Source organism: Marinomonas shanghaiensis (assembly GCF_003259175.1).
Classification (GTDB): Bacteria; Pseudomonadota; Gammaproteobacteria; order Pseudomonadales; family Marinomonadaceae; genus Marinomonas; species Marinomonas shanghaiensis.
Genome location: NZ_QGOK01000011.1, coordinates 118,143 through 140,506, shown reverse-complemented (window position 1 = coordinate 140,506; position 22,364 = coordinate 118,143). Strand labels below are relative to the sequence as shown.

Here is a 22,364-nt window from a genome sequence, read left to right as displayed (position 1 = left end):
CCTGCAACTTGTCATCCATGGGGTGATTGAACAATGAACCTTGTGCTATTGAACAATGAAATCAACCATTAAACTGGCGTCGTTGGCACCAAAAGATGAACTGTCTCCCTTCATCGAAAGCTATTGGATGATCAAGAATCCGACTCATAAAGACGAGGAACTTGTCACCTTTCCTGATGGGGGGATCGATTTGTACTTTTTTCACAGCGATCAGTACCCGCTTCATGTGTCTTTGGTGGGGTTAGAGACCCATTCCCAAAAAGGGTACATGCCAGCCAAGTCGGTTCTTTTTGGGGTTCGACTAAAACTGCTGGCCGCAGAGTACTTGTTGCATAGATCGGTGGCTGACTTAATCAATGATCGCGTTACGCTACCAAACGGCTTTGCTGGCATAGAAATCAATGATTTGCAGCAATTCTCTCTTTTCTGTGAGAAGTTAGGTCAGTATTTTACGGCGCAAATGACAACGCCAATCGACCCTCGTAAAAAAATCATGTCCGACTTAATTTATCAGTCTAAAGGCGCCATATCAGTAGCCGACATCGCCTCGGGGGCGAATTGGAGTAGTCGACAAATAAATCGCTATTTCAGTAAATGGCTTGGTCTACCACTGAAAAGTTATTGTGATATTTTGCGTTTTCGTAGCAGTTTTGAGTTTTTAGAAGTCGGTCAGTTGTTTCCTGAAGACGGCTTCAACGATCAATCGCACTTCATCAAGCTGGTCAAAAAATACTCAAGCCTTACCCCTAAGCAAATAGCCCAAGACAAAAACGACCGATTTGTACAATTATCCTCAAAATAATCCCTCTATCATTGCCTACTGCATAAAATGAGTAACGTTTAACGCTACCATTTAAGTGACATCACAGTCTGGTTTTACAATCCTATCAATCCCATTGCACCCAATAACGACTCTGTTGAATGTTTGGCGAAAAAATGAATTTAGTATCGATTATCATTACCACCACTATCTTTATCTTCTCTAGTGTCTCTTTGGCGCAAGAAGATACTCCGTTTCCCATTACCATTCAGCACGCTTTTGGCACATCGGTTATTAAGCAACAGCCGAAACGCGTTGCCACTGTCGCGTGGGCAAACCATGAAGTGCCGTTAGCCTTGGGGATCGTTCCGGTTGGTTTCGCCGCGGCCAAATTTGGCGACGATGACGGTGATGGTGTTTTACCGTGGGTCGCAGCTAGGCTGAGAGAGTTAAACGCCAAAACACCTGTTTTATTTGACGAAGGAGATGGCATCGATTTTGAAGCGGTCGCCGCCACACAACCAGACGTGATTTTAGCGGCCTACTCTGGCTTGAGCCAATCGGACTACGATACTCTCAGCATGATAGCGCCTGTCGTTGCTTTTCCTGACGCGCCTTGGTCGACAAACTGGCGCAGTATGATTCGCATTAACAGTGCGGGTCTAGGTATGCAGAAAGAAGGCGAAGCGCTGATCAATAAAATTGAGACAGACATTGCCAAACAAGTGGCGCTCTATCCGGAATTACAGGATAAATCCGCCATGTTTATCACCCATCTTGATCCGACAGATTTAAGTGTCATACGCTTTTACAGTACCAACGACACACGTGTGCGTTTTTTTGATGATTTAGGTCTGCATTCTCCAGACAGCATCAAAAAAATAAGCCGTAATGGGCAATATTCTGGCGAAAGCAGCATTGAACAAATAGACGAATTTAATGATGTCGATATTTTTGTCACCTACGGCAATGACAATCTACTCACACCGCTGAACGCGAATCCCCTCATGTCAAAAATGCGCGCCATTAAAAATGGCTCCATTGTCATGCTTGGCAACAGTCCGTTGGCGACCGCTGCCAATCCAACCCCCTTGTCGATATCTTGGGTGCTCAATGATTACATTAAAGCGCTCGCGGCAGCAGCACGCAAAGCACAATGAATAAAAGTGCCATGAATAAAAGCCATAGCCTTAACTCAGAGATTCAATGTAAACGTAACATGTTTGCGTTTTTTGTCTCGGCAGCTGTGTTAGTAGCCTTGTGCTTACTGTCTATTGCGGTTGGCACCAGAGACGTGTCTTGGCCAGAAATCGTCGCCGCCCTGCAAGGCAAGATGGAGACAATGGGGGAAGCCTCAGTGGCTATGCGAATACCACGTACAGTATTAGCCGTATTAGCGGGCAGCGCCTTGGGTTTATCGGGTGCCATTATGCAAAGCGTTACGCGTAACCCTTTAGCTGACCCTGGCATCTTGGGCGTCAATATAGGCGCGGCATTTTTTGTGGTCATAGGACTTGCCTGGTTTGGCATCGATCAACCTAATAGCTATATCTGGCTTGCTATTCTTGGTTCTGGAAGCACCGCTCTTTTTGTCTACATCATAAGTTCATTAGGACGAGGAAAATCGACCCCGCTGAAATACGCACTGGCGGGAGCAGCCACTTCTGTCGCTCTATCGTCTTTTACCATGGCGGTTATCTTACCAAGAAATGACATCGCCGGTGGCGCACAGTCCTGGCAAATTGGGGGCGTTGGCGGCGCGACATTTGACAGCATACAACTCATACTGCCGTTTCTGTTCGTGGGTTATCTAATGAGTGCCATGGTCGCCAGAAAGCTCAATATCTTAGCACTAGGAGAGGACCTCGCCGCAGGACTGGGAGAAAAAGTAGTGTGGACTCGGTCTATGGCGTGGTTATCCGCGGTGATACTCTGTGGGGCAACCACAGCCGTTTGTGGCCCTATTGGCTTTGTTGGCTTGGTTATTCCTCACCTATGTCGACTCATAGTTGGCGTTGATAATCGCTGGTTATTGGTGTTCTCAGCACTAAGCGGAGCCAGTTTACTGTTAATGGCCGATGTACTTGGCCGCATCGTATCTAGACCCAGCGAATTATCCGTCGGTGTCGTGACAGCCTTCGTCGGCGCGCCCTTTTTTATCTGGATTGTTAGACGTCAGCGGGTGAAGGAACTATGACAAAGAGTCTAGACCACACCATTCAACAAGTCAGAACGACCCGCCAGCTACGATCAAAAAAATGGACAACCATTGTAGTCATCTTGTGTCTGCTGCTGGCAACCGTTTTTATGGTCACTCTAAGCATGGGTCAATCCTTTACCCCACCTAATCAGGTTTTACAGGTACTCCTAGGAAAAAATGTACCCAGCGCCTCTTTTACCGTTGGTCACCTTCGCTTACCGCGAGCGGTCATTTCCATGCTAGTCGGCATGAGTTTTGGCATGGCGGGCGTAGCGTTTCAAATCATGCTGAGAAACCCGCTTGCTAGCCCAGACATTATCGGAGTCAGCTCTGGTGCCTCTGCCGCCGCCGTGTTTGCCATTATTATGCTCAATATGAATGGAAGCAGCGTGGCCTTTTTCTCTATTATGACGGGGCTATTAGTCGCTCTCGCCGTATACGCGTTATCCTTTCGCCATGGGGGTGTCACCGGAACACGGCTTATTTTGGTCGGTATTGGCGTCTCCGCCATGATTGAAAGCGTCATTGTGTATTTGCTGTCGCAAGCTCAATCCTGGGATAGACAAGAAGCCATGCGCTGGTTAACAGGCAGCGTCAACTCAGCGCAATTGGATCAAGCTTACCCATTGCTGCTTTCTTTGTGCATTTTTGGCGGACTTCTATTGAGTCGTGCACGGGAGCTCGATGCTTTACGAATGGGCGATGATACGGCTCAAGCCCTTGGAATTCGCATTGGACTCACACGCATCACGGTCATGGTGTCGGCCGTTGGGCTCATCGCGGTAAGTGTTGCCATCACAGGGCCGATTGCCTTTGTCGCTTTTTTGTCTGGCCCCATAGCCATGCGCTTAATCAAAAACAATGGCTCTTTGATTGTTCCAGCCGGTCTGGTTGGTGCCTGTCTCGTCATGGTGGGGGACTATATCGGACAATTTCTACTACCGAGTCGATACCCAGTTGGTGTCGTTACTGGTGCGTTGGGTGCCCCCTATCTTATTTATCTGATTATTCGCGTGAATCAAAAAGGAAACGCGCTATGACACAAAAACACCAACTTATTGTGGATTCCCTATCGGCAGGGTATGGCGATAAAACCATTTTAGAAGACATCACGCTAAACATTACACCAGGGCAAATCACTTCAATTATCGGTGCTAACGCCTGCGGAAAATCCACCTTATTGCGCACCATGTCACGCTTACTGGCGCCAAGCAAAGGTCAGGTGTTATTAGACGGAAAATCCATACACCAACGTTCAACACGACAGTTAGCGCAGATACTTGGTCTTTTGCCGCAATCACCTACCGCGCCAGAAGGCATTACGGTGGGAGACTTAGTGAGTCGAGGACGCTATCCACATCAAGGATTCCTGTCTCGCTGGAGTAAAGCAGATGATGACGCCGTCGCCAAGGCGCTCGACACCACCCACACCACAGAGCTGCTCGAAAAAGACGTTGATGAGCTCTCTGGAGGACAACGACAACGGGTATGGATCGCCATGGCCTTGGCACAAGAAACAGACATTTTGCTGCTTGATGAACCAACCAATTTTTTAGATGTGGCTCACCAAATTGAGGTTTTGGATCTGCTCGTTGATTTAAACCAGAGCCGAGGCACAACCATCGTTCTCGTCTTGCATGATCTCAATCTCGCAGCTCGATATTCAGACAAGCTTATTGCCATGCAACAAGGGCGCGTCTTTGCCTATGGCACAGCACATGAAGTCATCACCGAAGCCACCGTTCAGACGGTATTTGGCTTGAATAACCAGATTGTGTCCGACCCTATTTCGGGTTCACCGATGGTCTTACCCATTGGGCGACACAAGAACACCACACTTTAATAAGCTTTACGTCATTGGAGCCGTCTTATTAAATATTTTAATTAATAATCATTAACAACAGCATTTTTAAATAGATTCATGCAATAATTTCATTAGAGGAACCCAAAAATGAAGAAAAAAAGCACACTTTCGTCAACGTTAAAGCCACATTACTACGCGACTACAGCCCTTTTCTGCTGCTCAATCATGACACCTATGATGGCAAATGCAGAAACAGAAGAGACAAAAGAAAGCGAAACCTTTCGCCTGTCTCCTATTCTCGTCAATGATTACGTCGAAGTAGATAATGATGCCGAATCAGTGGTCGCCAAAGAGTTGTGGGTGGGCGGCAAAGTCGCCACCAGCATTCAAGATACACCGGCTTCTGTTTCCGTTATTACTGAAAAAGAAATCACCGAACGCAACGCCAGCACCACAGAAGAAGTCCTTGAATACACACCAGGCACATTGACCGGCTACTACAGTACAGATGATCGAAATGATTATTTCCAGATTCGTGGCTTTGATGCCACCACCTACCGCGATGGATTAACACTTGGATCACTGCGCGGTGTGCGAGAAGATGCTTACGCCTTTGAACGTGTTGAAGTCATTCGCGGCGCAAACTCCACTCTGTTTGGCCCAGCTGATCCTGGCGGTTCCATTAACTTTGTCAGCAAACGCCCTAAATTTAAAGAGTTCGGTAACGCGTATGTGACTTATGGTTCCAACGACCACAAAGAAGTTGGGGTCGACACTGGCGATACACTGGATGCCGACAAAACCCTTGCCTACCGCTTCACTGGCAAAATCAAAGACAGTGAACGTGAATACGATTATTCAAAAGATGACTCACAACTTTTGATGGGGGGCCTCACTTGGGAACCTACCGATGACACCAGCGCTACCCTCATTGTCGACTACCTGAAAACAGATGCCACACCCAATAGCGGCGGCTACCCATTTGATCGAGAATACAGCCGTAGTGATTTTTTTGGTGAACCAGACTTCAACTACCATGATGTCGAACGAACCAATATCAGTGCTCAAATAACTCATAACTTCAATAACAGTGTCAAGATCAGAGGAAACTTTAGATATAGAGACTCAACAGATTATGCTGGTTATACCTATATTTCTGACAATGATAGCAGAACAGGCACCACAGTAGACCGCGCCTATATTACATCAGAAAAAGAAAACCAACAGTTCAATGGCAACCTCGTTGCGCAATACGATTTAAGCAAAGGCCGTATTGACAGCAGCACTTTAGTTGGAGTTGAGTATCAGGACTCTAAATCTAATTCAGTAAGCGCTTATGGAGCTGCGAATAGCATTGATATTACAAACGTTGTATATAGCGGCACTCCAAATAATCTTAACATTTACAGTAATACAGATACAAAAACTCTTACAAGGGGTGTTTTCTTACAACAAAACTTTGCACTGGATGATAAGTACATTGTGACGCTAGGCGTTCGTAATGACGATATAGAATTGACTGAAGTCAATTATCTAACCAATACAACCACACGTAATGATTTTTCAGAAAACTCTTTCCGTTCGGCCTTCACGTACAAATTTAACGACGAAGTTTCCGCTTACATTAGCCAAGTTGAATCGGTTTCCCCACCGTCTTCTGGTACAGAAATTGTGCGTGGAGAACAACTGGAAGTGGGTGCAAAATATTCACCAAACAGTATAAACGCCATCTTTTCTGTCGCTGTGTATGATCTTACGAAAAACAATGTTGACACTTCTGTGGTTCAGGATAATGGCACTATTGAACGTGAAATCATTGGCGAAAACCGCACAAAAGGAGTTGATCTGGAAGTAAAAGCCGAATTGACAGACAGCCTAAGCATCACTGGCGGCTATTCCTACATGGATTCAGAAGTGGTAGAAGATGACACCTATCAAGGCAATGAAATTAAAATAGCGCCCCATCATACAGCCTCTTTGTGGAGCCACTATACGCTACCAAGACAAGACATGACGGTTGGCTTTGGAACTCGATATATTGGTTCTTATTATTTCAACGAGGCAAACTCCAAAAAAAGCGATGCGGCCGTTCTTTTTGATGCGTCCTACGGCTATGACTTAACACAACAGACTAAGCTGTCACTGAACATCAGCAACCTTCTCGACAAGCAATATGTTGTTGGTTCAGGTACTGCAAACTATTACAACCCAGGTCGTAATATTAGCCTTAAATTGGACCACAGCTGGTAATTAAAAAAACCGTCTTCACATAATCTATTGGGCCAGAATAACGGTTATTCTGGCCCAATATTTTTATCCAAACATTACCCTGTGACGATTCTAGGCCCCCACTAAGGCTTCATCACGCTCAGTAGCGCGTTCCTGTTTAGGCAAATATTTCTGCATGATACTCATCAATTCACGATGTTCCAAAATCGCGAGACACTCTTTTTCATTGAGATGATCCAACAGGTTTTGAATATCGTCACTGTTGAGAATTTGCCACTCAGCACAAATCCACGCACGACAAAACTCTTTATTAGGCTGGTCCTTTCGCATTTGCGCTAGATGCCAATAGAAAAGCTTTGAATCGGACACTAAGCGTTTAAGAGAGGACAAAGAAGCATCAAACGATAGAGTTTTTTGTTCAACACTGTGTCTGTGCTGCATCGCAACGATCGGATGAGGTCTTTTCTCTTCTGGCGCACGCATCAGCCCCAAGTAACGAATCACATTACCGCGTTTAGCACCACCACTGAGCCATGACAACGGAATAGACAGAATCAGACCAAAGCTAATCGGCAACGACCAGTAAAAAAGCTCTCGACTTAAAAACAAAGCCCCAGCAGCCAATACAAATCCTAAAACCGTGTGACTAAAATGAGCGCGAGCCACCACTTTCCACGATGTGGCACCATCATCACGAGATTGAGGTTTCCAACCGCTGTCACGCCCTTTAAATACATCGTACACAACCTGAAACTGAGACAGCATCAAAATTGGCGCATACAAAGCCGATAGAAGGGTTTCAACTAAAGTGCTTAATGTCAGTAATATCGGCCCACCAAATTGCATACAGCGGCGAAGGTTCAACATGGCCGCCAACCAGCCATAGACTTTTGGAGCCAATACCAACGCCATCGACAAGATAAACAAAGAACGTGCTTTTTCAAAATCAAACACAGGCCAAGTAGGAAACAAGGATGGATTAGCAAAATACTCAGGGCGAACAAAATACGCTTGTACCGCCAAGGCAAAACCCACAACGATCAACATTAACCAAAACATAGCACTGAGATAAGACATGATGCCAGACATCAAATGCAAGCGAGTCGCAAAATGAAAACCTTTGGCAAACACAAATGCCTTATGCTGCAAGTTGCCTTGACACCAACGACGATCACGAACAATCACATCCACCAGCGATGGCGGTGCTTCTTCATAAGAGGCTTTTAAGTCAGTATCAAAACGCACACCCCAACCAGCACGACGTAACAATGCGGCTTCCATAAAGTCATGACTCATAACATGACCACCAAAAGGCGCCTTCCCCTCTAACATAGGCAAACCACAAGCGTCAGCAAAGGCTTTGGTTCGAATAATGGCATTATGCCCCCAGAAGTTAGAAGAATAACCATGCCAAGCAGCTAAACCTGAAGCGTATATCGGACCAAAGCAATGGTTAGCAAATTGCTGAATACGGCTGTAAAGCGTATTGGCACGAATAATCGTCGGCAAGGTTTGAATTAACCCCAAACCAGGCTCTGCCGCCATCCTACGCGTGAGAGAAATCAAACATTCCGCCCCCATCAGACTGTCGGCATCTAATACAATCATGCACTCATAATCGCCACCGTAACTCGTCACCCACTCAGCTATGTTACCGGCTTTGCGTTCAGCATTTTTGTAGCGACGACGGTAATAAATTGGACAAGCTTGACCCTCTTCATTTAACAAGGGATAAAAAGCTTGTTCCTCCGCAATCCATGCATCGGCTTTATTAGTGTCACTTAAAATGAAAAAGGCAAATTTACCCGGTGCATGGGCCAGCAAATCTTCTCGCATGGCTTGAATATTCGCGCGAATACGCAAAGGGTCTTCGTTATAAACAGGCAATAAAATCGCTGTCACACCCTCGACATCTTGTTCTTTACGTCGACGCGAAAATGGCCACAACTGAAAAATCAAGCCTAATGTGGCTTGCGAAAAAGCAAAAGAAATCCAAGTAAAGTTAATGCAAAACAACACCAAAAATGCCCACTGCAAACCAGCAATGGCGTTGGTATTCAGTACGTCATACATTTCTGTCGCGCCATACCAAGACAGACCCACAGTCCCCAGTAGAACAAACAGACGCGAAAAAAATGTTGTTAACGCAAAGTTTTGTAGCCTTTTTTTACGTGCTTGAGACGCCTCATTCACCGCATGACGAGGCATATCCAAAGGTGACATTTTTGGTAATGCGAACTTTGTAGCGCTATCCTTTAATAACATGTTTAATCCTTAATCCAACGATATAGCCAAGTAGGGGCAATGGCAGTATCGCCCTGTTTGAGTTGCACTCTTAACTCTGCTAAGTCTGCGTCTTGCGGGTCAAAAGAGAGATAAACACGAACGCCGTTTTGGTGAGGATTCTTCACCACGATGGCCTCGAGTATTTCGCCATTACTAATACCAGCATCAACGGTTAAATCATTCACATTGACCTCTGGCATTTTATTAAAATCGATGACCACCTCAGGGTTGGTTTTAAATAGCTTGATCCCTTTTGAGCTACGTACAACACGAGGCGAGTCCAAAGAAACAGGGGTATCGTTGGACCATGTCATCATATATTGATAAGTGTAAGATTGGTCTTTTTTCAACCCATCTTTGGGTTGCCAATAAGCAACTATGTTGTCGTTCGTCTCAGACTTTGAGGGAATCTCGACCAATTCCACATGACCTGCTCCCCAGTCATTGATTGGCTTAATCCAAGCAGAAGGACGTGTCTGGTAATTAGCTTCTAAATCCTGATAATCTTCAAATTTACGCTTGCGCTGAATTAAACCAAACCCTTTTGGAGAAGTATCACTGAAAGCGCTAACCTGCAATGAACTAGGATTATTCAATGGGCGCCAGATCATCTCATCATTGCCCGTTAGAATCTGCAAGCCATCAGAATTATGAACAGCCGGACGATAATCCGGTATATCTGATACATCCAGAGAACTGTTGTGCATGAACATGGACGTCAGTGGAGCGATACCCACATTTTTCAAATCCGCCCGAGGAAACAGTGTGGCTTTTACATCGATACGTGTTGGTTTGCCGGGATAAATACCAAAGCGATAGGCGCCAGTAATGCTTTTGCTGTCCAGCAAGGCATGGACAACAATCGCGTCTTGACTAGAAGATGGGCGTTCAATCCAGAACTGTTTGAACATTGGAAATTCTTCGCCTTTTGGCTGCGCCACGTCAACGGCAAGTCCTCGTGCAGACAAACCATAAGACTGATCTTTTGATACTGCACGAAAATAACTGGCGCCTTGAAACACCGCAAACTCATCACTCACATCGGCTTTGTTTATTGGGTAATGCAAACGCAATCCAGCGTATTTACCCACTTGAGAAATCAGCGCACTGATTTCAGGATTCGGTGTGGTAAAAGAGTCAGCAGATACAGTAAGCGGGAAAGCTTTTCCACTTTCCACTACATCAATAGACACGAGATCTTTGAATATAAAACCGGGTGCAAATAACTGTACAGAAAATTTGGTTGGCGTGTTTCCCCACACAGCTTGGTTTTGCTGAAAATTAATTTGTCGATAGGTTGGATAATCCATCGTCGTTAATGCTTGAGGCGCTTTATCTGCAGGCTTCATAGGCGACTGCGCCAATGTTCTCGCCAAATCAATCACTGTCTGGTTGGTAAAAACATAGCCTTCTGATTCTTTCTCTAGCTGAGCACTTTCCGCTACTGGAATAGGATCCACCTTTACATTAGATTCTTCCGCCTGTGCATACCCTACTAGATTAATTAACAACGAGGTTAATAAAGGCAGCTTAACAAGAAAAAAGGAATTGGCGCGCATGTGAGGTAAAGAAGTAAATAATTTCAAAAGAAGCTCTCTCGTTGCTTAATTGGACTTAACCAAGCCCCAACATAGGGATGACGTCATAAATTTGACACTTATCATATAATCAAACTTGCGTGAGATTAAGGCAGCAAAGTCGGAGGAATTCATAAAAACTAAGGAGAAATTGTGTTTGAAGAGGTTTCACACTACTTAATCGTCGCTCAACTGGGCCAGCCGCGCCTATCATAATAGAAGATATGAAAATGTTACATGGCTAACACCCTACAAAATATAGAAATAATTCATTGATTTGACCCAGATAAGAACCATGTGCAACTGGACCACAAATTGCCCTATAAAAGCCTTAAAAAACGATGAAATAACAACCTCTTTTAATCATCTGATATAGATCCCCAATTAAACAGGATAACCGCTGACTACCCTGTTTAATTGGGATTCGCACACGTTGGCTCCAATACCTTGAGTTGTGGTAGACCCCATAAAAGCCTACTAAAATGATAGAACTTGGCGTTTAAGGCAAAGGAATAAATTCCTCTTCGTCATCAATGACTTTTGGAAAGGCCCCAGACTGCCAGTCTCGTTTTGCTTGCTCAACGCGCTCTTTACGACTGGAAATAAAATTCCATTCAATAAAACGCTTACCCACTTTTTCGCCACCAATTAAAGCGATGCGCGAATCCGCCGTGGCTTCAATCACTATGTCATCAGCCGCCGTCAAAATGACCATGGCAAACTCAGGTATCACGGTGTCGTTTATTTTCAGACTACCTTTTGCTACATAAATGGCACGCTCTTCGGCATTAGGCAAGACTAAGCTCTGCCCCTCTTGCATGTGAGCTTCAACATACAAGGTCTCAGCATAGGTTTTTACCGGTGAGGTCAACCCGTAAGCACTGCCCATCAATACTCTCAAGGGCACACCTTCTACCGTCGCTGTAGGAATACTGTCGGCAGAGTAATGATAAAAAGCAGGTTCGATCTCTTCGTCTTTCTCTGGCAATGCCAGCCAAAGTTGCAAACCATGCAGCGTATGAGGCACATTTTTTATTTCGGGACGCTCTCGCTCAGAATGGGTAATGCCTTTGCCCGCCACCATGAGATTAATATCCCCAGGCGTAATTGTGGCGTAACTCCCCAACGAATCTCGATGCAAAATCTCCCCTTCAAACAGGTAAGTCACCGTGGCCAAGTTGATATGCGGATGTGGACGAACATTGATACCGGAACCCGCTGGAAAATGCGCTGGCCCCATATGATCAAAGAAAATCCACGGGCCGACCGTCTTTCGCTCCGTCGTTGGCAAGGTACGCCTAACCATGAACTCGCCTAGATCTTTCTCTCGCGGCTTGATAATAATATCAATCGCCTCGCATCCTTTATCGGTATCACACGCCAACTCGACGTTTGCTTTTTCTATGCTCATACTATTCACCTGCTTAAGTCATTTTTTATTGTCGGGTCATGCGCTAGAGCAATGACCTTCAGCGTACCCACCTCGCTTAACACCCCTTACGTTTAAATGCACTTAAACACAGTATGCAAAAAGTCACAGCGGCTTGTAAGTGATTTTTATCTTAACTGAAATTGCCATACGCTCTTTCTTAGTTCATCACCGTTAAAATCAGACAAGTCCGATCCACAACCAACTTGCCACGCTTTAGACTAGCTTGCCTTACTGGTGGTAAATATTTTTAGTATTCCGCCAGGTTAATTCACACTAAGAAGCGACCTATCTAATGCACTACAAACTATGCACTCTGCTCAAAACCTTTGTTGTACTTGCTGGTCTGACGGGGTCAGTCTGTTACGCCGCAGCCCCTAATATTAACGTCGGTACCTTACACGATTACATCAGTGGTAAACAAAGCACTGAACTCAAACGGATTTACAATGCAGGCGATGCCACCGCGTTTGTTCGGGTGACAGTGCACGAAATCGTGTATGACGAAAACGGAACCGCCAAAGAAGTGGAAGCAGGTGAAATTCTAGGTGATAGCCAAAACGCTGACACCTTAATTGTCAGCCCTGCCCGTTTGATTATTCCGGCATCAGGTATTCAGTCAGCTCGTTTGTTGTTTATTGGCCCCCGCGACAAAGAACGTTACTTTAGAGTGCGTTATATTCCTGTGCTGCCAGATATCAACGACAACTTCAACTTAAGCGCCGAAGAAAGTGCGGAATACAACAGCACCTTACAGGCGGGTTTTAACTTGCTGGCGGGGTACGGCACTATCGTCTTTGTGCATCCGGCACATGAGCAGTATGACACTCAGATCACCCCTGATAACGAAAAAATCGTTATCCGCAACAACGGCAATACCACTATCAAACTGGATAAATTGACACAATGTGACTCGGCTAATACCAACTGCGACAAGCCGATACTGGAGCATATTTTGCCGGGTAAAACCAAAACGCTGCACAAAGAAGCAGGCCGCCATTACCGCTTTGAGTTACAAGAAGGTGACCATAAAAACATGCAGGAGTTTTGATATGAGGCAATTTCTGCACTGCAGTGTGCTGCTTTTGCTAAGCCTGAACAGCTTTTTACTCAACGCGGCGGCACTCAAAAAAGATTTTGTACTGGTGCTGCAACTTCCACGCACTCACTTTATCGTCACGGCACCAGATTCTGATCCTTGGTTGGGTAAGCCTCAGCGTATGGAATGGGATATGTCGAGGCGCCAGTTCTACCCACTGAATAAACAATTGTTAATCCAAAGCTCCGTAGGAGCAGTCAGCGCCAGACTATTAGACAATCCTCAGCTCAGCAATGGCGCTGAACACATTAATCTCAACGTTAAGCTGAACCAGGTAGAACTTGGTTTACGTAGCAGTCAAATATTGTCAGCCGCAGAAGCCATAGAACAAACTCTGGTTCAGCTCAGTATTAGTACAAAACCCAGAGCAGATGGTCGATCTTATTTTCCAGGGTCATACAGTGGAATTGTCACCTTACTATTAGAAACTTCCGCCCCCTGATTAAGTAAAACTCACACATCACACACAAACTCAGATTAGTCCGATATTCTCAACCAGCTCCTGTCTTTAGCATAGCGCCAACCAAAATTAAGGCGGGAGGTACTACTATTGTCTCTATGTTCATTGACATATTTAGTCATATTTATCAGTTGTGCTGCACTGAGCATTCCTACTTTTGCTCAGCAACAACAAACGCTCGGAACCCTGAAACAACAGGCAGAGCAACTGCCAGAAGATTTTGCCGCCCATTTATTTAATGTTCCTTTGGCTATCCGCGTAGAGCTTAACGGTAAATATCTGGGCGATGGACTACTGGTGCTGACTCTCGACGAACAGATCCAACTGCTCGACTTCAGTGATGCATACAACAGTCCATACACCGACAGTGACCGTGATTTTTGGCTCTCTGAACTGAAAGAAAAAACAGCATTGGGTCAATGCCAGAGCTGCAAAAGCGGCTTATTAGCTCTTGAATACAGCCTACAGGACGCTCGTTTGTCTATCGTCACCAAAGATGCCGAGCAAGGTTCTACAACAGCAAAATATCAAGCCTTACCAAGTGCTGGCAGTTCGAGTCTGATCATGCAAAATCAATTGAATCTGATGAATGTAGAAGACGCATCCAGCCCACTTTATTACAGTATGGAACTGATGAGCAGCACAGGAAATTGGACCCACTTCACAGGCACACAAATTTCCCGCAGTGGTTTAGGAAATGAGTCTACCTACTATGGTTTGAGTCAACTCTACAGCCAGCGTGAACTTGAAGGCAAAGCACTGCGTGTTGGCTATTTCGCCAGTACGGCACAGGGTCTAAACCTGACTCCAGGCCGTGGTGTTGGCGGTGACAATATGCTGGGAGTGATGCTGAGTTCATCCGATACTTTGGTGGTCGACCACAGTTTCCCTAGCACCACAGCAGTCTATGTCACTGCAGACCGTCCTGCGATCGTTGAAATTTACCGAAATAATCAGCTGATAAACAGCCAGCAAATACAGGCTGGTTTGCAAACGATCAACACTAAAGTGTTACCAACTGGCATTTACGCAGTGCAATTACGTGTTGTACAGGATGGTCAGCTGTTATCTGAATCCGAAGCCATGATCTATAAACCCACCCAATGGCAAGACCCATCCGAACCACTGCGTTACAGCCTATTTGCTGGTAGACAGACTGAACTATTTAATAACACTGAATCGGCATTTGAAGGCAGCGCTACAGTAGGAGCAGCACTCAATTACCTACTCAACCCTAACACTGTTTTAGGTTTTTCTAGCCAGTACAGCGATCAAGCTGTTGCTTTTGGTAGTTCGGTCGATTTCAGTCTTAACGAGCGCAGCAGAGTACTGACCAATATGTATCAAAGTCAAAATGCAGGTTCTGGCCTCAACGGTCAGTTTATTTACGGTTTTGATAGCGGCAGCTTGATGCTTAGCCAGCAATTTAATAGAACCCAAGCAACTGCACTGTCACAGGCAAGGACACAACGTAATTCAGCCCTAAGCTGGCATCATCGAATTAATGCCAGCCAAAGTGGCTCTTTACGCCTAACGCATCAGCCGGGGTTGGGCTCTGGGGTTGACGTGAACTGGCAATACCACCAGCAAAATTTTGATGCCAACAGTAGTTGGCGTTTTACTGCTTTTAACCGCCCTGCTTTGTCAGGCGCTACCGCCTATCGAAATACTGGAGTGGAGCTGAGTTTAAATATTAACTTTGGCAAAAACACCTCACAGTACTATGCAGCACTAGGCAATAGAACATCACGAGATGGTAGCAAAGAAAACACCGCTGAAGCAGGTTGGAGCACTCAAGTTGAAAACAGCAGCATCCAACATCTGGGCGCCAGCGCCAACATAGACAGTTATGGTATGGGACTTACTGCGAATACCAGCCTGAAAAACCAATACCTATACGGGGATCTTTATATGACTCGTTCTTCTTACGACGGCACAATCAGCTCTGGAATCAACTTAAGCAGCACTGTCGCAGCCTCAACCGAAAGCATAACAGCCAGCAGTAATAGCAGTTACGGTGGCGCTAGCCTTATTGTCGAGCTTGAATCAGACGTGGAAGAACTGAAACTCCGGGCCCACGATTCTGGTGGACAAAGTGTTGAACTAGCACCTGGGATGAACCTAGTGCCAGTCAAAGCTTACACTCCAGGTAGCGTCAGCTTTGAGATTGAACAACAGGGAGCTGAGTACGCCAGCTTGTCACAATCCGTAAAGCGTTATCACCTGAATAAAGGCGGTGTGGATTATCTGAAGTTGTCTGCGTTTAAAACCATAACAGTAGCGGGTCGTTTGTTAGACGAGCAAGGAAAACCGCTCTCTGGACAACATGTGCTGAACCATTCTAGCCGCACTGTGACTGAAGCCAGTGGTTTTTTTACCCTAGCAATGCGTCAGTCAAGCCCCACTTTAGACGTACTTCAGCAAGGGGAAACGGTCTGCCATTTTGATGTAGATACTCAACCAAAGCAACAACAAGACTTGTTGTTTATAGGCGATTTACGCTGTGTGCCTCAGCTGGTAAAGGCTGAACATCTACATAAACAAACAATTCCCCTCGCAGCAAATTAAGGAGCCAATGATGAGTTTTTTTCGTATTTTTAGCCTAACTTTTTGCTTGTTACTTGCACTACAAGTCCAGCAACTCATGGCAGCAGAAGTCACCATCAACTCGGAATTCAAGGCCGGTTATTCTGGTACAAACCAACAAAGTTTAACTGATGTCACCCCCTGCATAGATTCGTTCTGCACTTACATATGGAACTACACTCATTACAAAACAATCCTTGTAGACAGTCGTATTAATCACAAGTTTGTCCGATACAGCAACTACGCCAGAGACAATTTGTATCTTAAATTTCCCTCTTCCCGCAAGGTGATATTGCAGCATGAAGGCGGTACGCAAACCGAAGTTACTTTTAAAATCAAACGAATAGGTGGTACCTACGTTAGTCAAGCGGGACAGAACTCCCTTTATAAAATGATTGGCAAAGGTGGTATCGGCATTATGCCAAGCACTAATACAAACGGAAATTGCTCCAGCGTGTTAGCTGGTACGACATCACGTGGTAATACCACTAGTTTTTTATGGGATATTAATTCGCCTTACGACAATATCGGAGGCAATTGCTACAGACTATTGACTAAAAATGACGTATTACCTAACTCTCAAACTTTTACTATGGAACAAACGCAAATCGCCTTTACGTATGAGCTACTGACAGATTCGCCGATGAAGTTGGAGAACGGCAAATACAAAGGCAGACTGATATTTAGTGTTGGCAGTGGCGCTGATTTTGATATGGGAGAAGGCGACTATGCCGACCCTCAACTTATTGTCAACATTAACCTCAATGTGGAACATCAAGCCATGCTGCGCTTTCCAGCCAACAGCACCAAAGTCGTTATGGAGCCAGAGAAAGGCTGGCAAGGCTACTTGGCAACAGGAAAAATGACAGAATCTGTCAAAGCAAATATCCCGTTTCAAATCTGGAGCACTGGACCACTGAATATTTATCTGCAATGCAGTGTCGATATGCCACCTTATTGTGGATTAAGAAACTGGAAAAATGGGCATCGAATTACCGTCATGACGACTATCACCATGCCACAAGGCATGAAAGCCCCCTATGGCATAACTGCTGATGGAATAAGACTCTTCGCCGCCCCCAGCAGGGTTAAATTTACACCAGACCAAAAGATCTCAAACGGCGCAGGGGTAGTGCACTTTGAAATCAGTTCCAAAGAGGTATCGGAAGCCATGCGCAGTAATCCGGGTGGCGAATATTTAGGCTCAGTGTCTTTGATGATCGAGCCTCGTTTGTAATATAGGCTGAAAAGTAAAATCAGATTAGTCCGATAGTCTGCTGTATCGGACTGCCCTACCATAACCTTCATGATGAGTTGCTCATCAATACCGCAGTACCACAAGGGCTGCATACTTTTTGATTTAAGGAGCTTTTAGCTATGAAAAATCTGAACACAGTTCTTGCCTCAGCCATGCTGTTAAGTCTGTCAGCGTCCGGCTTTGCCGCTCAAACTGAACAAAAGCAAATCACCGTTATTGCTGAAGTCCCATCCACCAGTTTTTTCGTCAATGCACTGCCTGGGGACGACGTCTTTACTGCGCCTCAGCGTATGGAATGGAACACTTTTAATAACGTGCTAACCCCTATTCAAAAGCAACTGCATATGGGTAGCACCACTGGCGCGATTCAGGCTGCGGTGACCAGCTCTACCCTGACAGGTAGTTTATTGGCCAATACTATAGACCTTGCCGTTTCTGTAAACGGAGTGACGCTAAGTTCTGCATCAGCCGATGTGCTGGGTGCAACACAGGCCGCTGCAGGTCAGGTGGTCAATATGACAATAGCACCGGCAACAGGCGCAAACTACACGCCGGACAATTATTCAGGTGTGGTTAGTCTATCTTTTGAAACCCCTCTGCCAAATGCAGAGCCTGCGCCAGCCCCATAAGTCTTCATTAAGCACAACCCGCGCCTTTGGCAGGTAGATACTTTACCTGCCTTTTTTTATTCAAAGTTTTTGCTCAAAAATCGAAGTTTTTCCCGTCTGAAACCAGCTACTTTTGACTGTTGTCGCACCATGACTGTGCTTCGCGGTTAAATACTTTTAAAGCCGCCAATAGCCGTAAACTGGCACTGGTGATCTGCTGCTCTGTGGCGTGTTCCATTGTTTCACAGCTATCCAATAGCTGCTCTGCTTGCACCAACACAGCAGCGCCTTTGATTTTATGCGCCAGTTGTTTCAAGCCTTCACAATCCGATCGTTGTAACAACCGTTTCAGTTGTTCAATGTCCTGACTATTGCTTTGGCATAACGTCGATAACATCTGACGAGCAAAAGCTGGATCAGGACCAGACAAGGCAAATAAAGCATCGATACTAAATGCCGCTTTGCCTTTGGCATACTTCTGAATGTTTTGTTGTAATTCATTAATACTGATAGGTTTAAATAAGCAATCATTCATGCCAGCAGCTATACATTTCGCGATCTCATCGGACTGGGCTCTGGCCGTTAGTCCTATGACAGTCAAATGTTTTAAGGCTTGGTCTTCTCGTATGGCTTTAGCCAGTTGATAACCATCCATGCGTGGCATATTACAATCTGTTAGTACCAAATCTAGATGTTGCTGCGTTAAAAGCGCCAATGCTTCGATACCGTCTGCGGCCTGCCACACCTGATGACCTAAATAACTCAATTGACGCTGCAATAGCAGTCGATTGACCTGATGATCGTCCACCACCAACAGCTTTAAGGCTTGTTGATTTTGTTCTGTATTTTCCTCTGATATATCGTGACATTGCTCGACAGTCACAGGCACGGCGGCTCTGCAAGGCAGCTTCAACTCAATCTGAATTTCTGTGCCTTGACCTTTTTCACTCTGAATAGAAAGCTGCCCCTGTATCAATTGCACTATGGTCTGGCAAATACTTAAACCTAAGCCTGAACCACGCTCGCCTGAAACCTGTTCTGAGTTCGCCAATTGCGCAAAAGGTTTCAACACGTTTTTGCCTTGTTCAGGCGTCAAGCCCACCCCAGTATCTTTGACACAAAGCTGCACTAAAAGATGCTCATCCTGCTGCTCCAGCACGATTAACCGTAAACACACACCGCCTTCCGGCGTAAATTTAATAGCATTACTGAGCAGATTCGATAGCAATTGTTTAAACAGTAAAGGATCCAGCTCTACCTGATATCGCTCAAAAGCAGCATCCACCTTGCAGTTCAAATATAAGCCTTTGCTTTTCGCCATACCGACAAACACAAGATACAACCTGTTGATTTCCTCCTTCAAGTTCAGCCAAAACGGGTTAAGTTCCAACTGGCCAGCTTCAATTTTGGCAATGTCCAGAATATCGCCTATGAGTTCTTTTAGGCCTTGAGCTGAATCATAGGCAATATCAATAGCGGTAAAATCCCATAGCTTCTCATCGGCTTGGCGCTTTGCAAGCTCCAACGTGCCTATAATCGCGTGCAGCGGTGTTCGAATTTCGTGGCTCATAGTGGAAAGAAAAAAACTCTTGGCTTTGCTGGCCTCTAAAGCCTGCTCTTTGGCACGTTCAACTTGTTCAAGCAGTAACTGACGCTCCCGCACCTGACGGCGTAAGTAAAAATTCCAGAATAGAAATCCCAGTACAACCAGAGTAAAAACAACTGCCGCCTGGATAAGCTGCTGGCGATAACTCTGCCAAAAGTTTGGAGTAGAAGGGTTAACCGACCAATCTGACAACAGCGCCAATTGATCGGGCGGAATACTCAGCAGAGTTTTATCCAAAATGCTAAACAGCTCAGGTTGCTGCTTGGAGACAGCTAAGGTAAAACGTGCACCAGCGGGTAAAAAACTAGAACTGATTTGCAATTGGTTTTTATAGGTTAATTCAGTATAAAACCTTGCTATCACAAGGTTTTCAACCAAAGCATCAGCCTGCCCCTTTAATACGGCATCCACGCTTTGCTGCAAGTTATCAACAAATGTAAACTTCATATCAGGATACGTTGCCTTAAGATAAGGCACTATTGCATGATTGGTTTGAATGGCTAACGTTTTTCCCGCCATCTGCTCCAACCGCAATTCAGGTGTTGCTGAGTCCTCACGGGTCAATACCGCATACGAAGTCACCAGATAAGGCCGACTGAAATTTAAAAATTCAGCTCGTTCAGCATTGGGCGCCAGAATAGCCGACAGGTCTGCTTTACCCTGCTTTAGCAGTTGCAGCATCTCAGTCAAAGAATATGCAGGCACCCACTCGAACTCCAGCCCAGTCTTGGCACTAATCGCTTCTGTTAAGGACTTTAAAATGCCAACACCTTGGCTTAAATCGTTTGAACCCATTAAAAAAGGAGTGTCGCTCAGCACATGCACAATACGCACAGCGTTATCGCGTTCTATGTAGCGGTGTTCAGCTTCTGATAATTCGATACGCTCTGCCAACATATAAAGCGCGCGACCGGCACTCCAGCGCTGTAAAATCTGTTGCCGCTCAGTATGAGGCACAGCAGAGATCACTTTATTTAACAGTGCCAATAGCTCAGTCTGTTGTTTCGACACATGAAAGGTAAAGTGTCCTGACGCCAGAGGGGTAAAGTCGCTGATATTCAGTTCTGAAAAATGACCGCTGTGAATTAAATAATGCGCGCTGATAGCATTGCCTAAATACCAATCAGCATGACCTAAAGCCACAGCCTCTATTGCCTGAGTTAAATTGTCGTATGGCACTAAATCAGCGTCAGGAAAACTTTGCTGTAACCGTTCCACAGTTAAATAGTGTTTTGAAAAGGCCAACCTGAATTTACGGTTAGCCATCTGTTTTGCGGTTAACTTTGTAGTGGATGGCTGATGTGATGCGGTTACCAACACCGGAATATCATCTGCATAAGGCTCTGTCGCAACGATATCTGCGACATCCAGCTCATTCATACGAGCGTAACTGTAAAAGTCGATGGTGCCTGCGCGCGCAGCGGCGATTAACTCTGCTTTAGTGGCGAAGCTTCGAACTTCTACAGGCTTTGCCAAAGCTGCGCTGATCAGACCCAAATAATCCGCGGTAATACCCTCAAAATCTCTGCCATTGGTTTTAATAACAAAAGGCGGATGCTCGTCGTTCAACGCACCAAACACCAGCTGTTTCTTTGCCATCAACCACTGCTGCTCCGCTCCTGTTTGCTCTATTTGTACCATTGCAGTGCTGCGGGAAAAGAGCTGAAGCTGCTGAGCTGCCGACACTAGCGGAACCAGCAACAGAAAAATCCAAAGCCATCGCCTCATATCAAATTATGCCTTTTGGCAAAATCAAACAGCTCCATAGACGAGCCTAAGTTTAGTTTGGCAAGAATATTGGTTTTGTGGGTGCTGACCGTTTTATGGCTAATGGCCATCGTTTCTGCTATGTCTTTATTGGCATGACCTTTACACAACAATTCAACGATTTGCAGCTCCCTGTTGGTTAAACTGGCTAATAATTCGCTCTCAGAGCCTGCCAGCGGTTCGCCGTAAAACTCTGGTTGTGGGAATACTTTTTTGCCTTTCAGCACCAAACGTGCGGCTTCTGCTAATTCTTCCAGAGGCTGCGCTTTAGAGAGAATCCCATAAGCGCCAGCTTCAATGCAGCGCACCGCATACACCGATGGATCCTGAGCGGTAAGCACTAAAATGCGGGTGTCAGGATAACGCTGGTTAACACGGCGTATCACTTCCAAGCCACTCATTTGCGGAATATCCAAATCCAAGATCATCAGCTGGCAAGGGGTGTTTTTTAGTAATTGAATGGCGTCTATGCCATTGTCCGCTTCCGCCATTACCACAAAATTATACCGCTCCAGTACCGCTTTTACTGCCAAACGTAAAAACGGATGATCATCCACTACAGCAACAGAGATGGGTAACATGCTTTACTCCAGCGACAATTTATTTTACAAAGCATACACAATTACGGACTGGATAGCATATGCAGATCCGCCAGTTACCACTATAGGATTAATCTAATTTTATTATCACCCTCT

Annotated in this window: 16 protein-coding genes; 11 read left to right on the top strand and 5 right to left on the bottom strand. The window is 45.4% G+C overall.

What is annotated here, in order from left to right; all coding sequences use genetic code 11:
* Nucleotides 1–55: 55 nt before the first annotated feature.
* From DKT73_RS10335 to DKT73_RS10310, 6 genes are all read left to right on the top strand, one after another.
* Nucleotides 56–802 (top strand): helix-turn-helix domain-containing protein, encoded by a 747-nt coding sequence (locus DKT73_RS10335; RefSeq protein WP_111638467.1) that lies wholly within the window; start codon nt 56–58, stop codon nt 800–802.
* A gap of 134 nt (nt 803–936) precedes the next feature.
* Nucleotides 937–1,920 carry an iron-siderophore ABC transporter substrate-binding protein gene (locus DKT73_RS10330; protein ID WP_111638496.1) on the top strand — a complete coding sequence of 328 codons (984 nt, stop codon included), beginning with the start codon at nt 937–939 and terminating at the stop codon, nt 1,918–1,920.
* 11 nt (nt 1,921–1,931) lie between these two features.
* The gene (locus tag DKT73_RS10325) at nt 1,932–2,957 is read left to right on the top strand and encodes a FecCD family ABC transporter permease (protein ID WP_111638495.1); all 1,026 of its coding nucleotides are present in this window, start codon (nt 1,932–1,934) and stop codon (nt 2,955–2,957) included.
* The gene (locus DKT73_RS10320) at nt 2,954–4,000 is read left to right on the top strand and encodes a FecCD family ABC transporter permease (protein ID WP_111638466.1); all 1,047 of its coding nucleotides are present in this window, start codon (nt 2,954–2,956) and stop codon (nt 3,998–4,000) included. Before DKT73_RS10325 ends, DKT73_RS10320 begins: the two co-directional genes overlap by 4 nt.
* Complete coding sequence (locus tag DKT73_RS10315) at nt 3,997–4,803, top strand: ABC transporter ATP-binding protein (RefSeq protein ID WP_111638465.1); 807 nt, start codon at nt 3,997–3,999, stop codon at nt 4,801–4,803. Before DKT73_RS10320 ends, DKT73_RS10315 begins: the two co-directional genes overlap by 4 nt.
* Before the next feature lie 108 nt (nt 4,804–4,911).
* Nucleotides 4,912–7,014 (top strand): TonB-dependent siderophore receptor, encoded by a 2,103-nt coding sequence (locus DKT73_RS10310; protein WP_111638464.1) that lies wholly within the window; start codon nt 4,912–4,914, stop codon nt 7,012–7,014.
* 90 nt (nt 7,015–7,104) lie between these two features.
* Here the strand turns inward: DKT73_RS10310 and mdoH are convergent, their stop codons facing one another.
* The 3 genes from mdoH to DKT73_RS10295 all read right to left on the bottom strand — a co-directional run bounded on the left by mdoH (nt 7,105) and on the right by DKT73_RS10295 (nt 12,267).
* Nucleotides 7,105–9,258, bottom strand: a complete 2,154-nt coding sequence (mdoH, locus tag DKT73_RS10305; RefSeq protein WP_111638463.1) for a glucans biosynthesis glucosyltransferase MdoH — start codon at nt 9,256–9,258, stop codon at nt 7,105–7,107.
* Between the two features lie 2 nt (nt 9,259–9,260).
* Nucleotides 9,261–10,865: a glucan biosynthesis protein G gene (locus tag DKT73_RS10300; RefSeq protein WP_232827840.1), complete on the bottom strand. Its 1,605-nt coding sequence runs from the start codon at nt 10,863–10,865 to the stop codon at nt 9,261–9,263.
* A gap of 490 nt (nt 10,866–11,355) precedes the next feature.
* The gene (locus DKT73_RS10295; protein ID WP_111638461.1) at nt 11,356–12,267 is read right to left on the bottom strand and encodes a pirin family protein; all 912 of its coding nucleotides are present in this window, start codon (nt 12,265–12,267) and stop codon (nt 11,356–11,358) included.
* A gap of 313 nt (nt 12,268–12,580) precedes the next feature.
* On the opposite strand from DKT73_RS10295, the gene DKT73_RS10290 reads away from it, so the two are divergent.
* The 5 genes from DKT73_RS10290 (at nt 12,581) to DKT73_RS10270 (ending at nt 18,317) form a co-directional block, all read left to right on the top strand.
* A complete protein-coding gene (locus DKT73_RS10290) occupies nt 12,581–13,336 on the top strand; it encodes a hypothetical protein (RefSeq protein ID WP_198666586.1) in 756 nt (251 codons plus the stop codon).
* 1 nt (nt 13,337) lies between these two features.
* Nucleotides 13,338–13,826 carry a CS1 type fimbrial major subunit gene (locus DKT73_RS10285; protein ID WP_111638460.1) on the top strand — a complete coding sequence of 163 codons (489 nt, stop codon included), beginning with the start codon at nt 13,338–13,340 and terminating at the stop codon, nt 13,824–13,826.
* A 108-nt stretch (nt 13,827–13,934) separates the two neighbouring features.
* Nucleotides 13,935–16,412 (top strand): TcfC E-set like domain-containing protein, encoded by a 2,478-nt coding sequence (locus DKT73_RS10280; RefSeq protein ID WP_157959171.1) that lies wholly within the window; start codon nt 13,935–13,937, stop codon nt 16,410–16,412.
* Between the two features lie 10 nt (nt 16,413–16,422).
* Complete coding sequence (locus DKT73_RS10275; RefSeq protein ID WP_111638458.1) at nt 16,423–17,667, top strand: hypothetical protein; 1,245 nt, start codon at nt 16,423–16,425, stop codon at nt 17,665–17,667.
* Nucleotides 17,668–17,807: 140 nt separating this feature from the next.
* A complete protein-coding gene (locus DKT73_RS10270) occupies nt 17,808–18,317 on the top strand; it encodes a CS1 type fimbrial major subunit (protein ID WP_111638457.1) in 510 nt (169 codons plus the stop codon).
* A gap of 106 nt (nt 18,318–18,423) precedes the next feature.
* On the opposite strand, the gene DKT73_RS10265 is transcribed toward DKT73_RS10270, so the two are convergent.
* A complete protein-coding gene (locus tag DKT73_RS10265) occupies nt 18,424–21,630 on the bottom strand; it encodes a response regulator (RefSeq protein ID WP_111638456.1) in 3,207 nt (1,068 codons plus the stop codon).
* Nucleotides 21,627–22,250, bottom strand: coding sequence for a response regulator transcription factor (locus tag DKT73_RS10260; protein ID WP_111638455.1), 624 nt, complete (start codon nt 22,248–22,250; stop codon nt 21,627–21,629). The genes DKT73_RS10265 and DKT73_RS10260 overlap by 4 nt, the downstream gene beginning before the upstream one ends.
* Between the last annotated feature and the right edge of the window lie 114 nt (nt 22,251–22,364).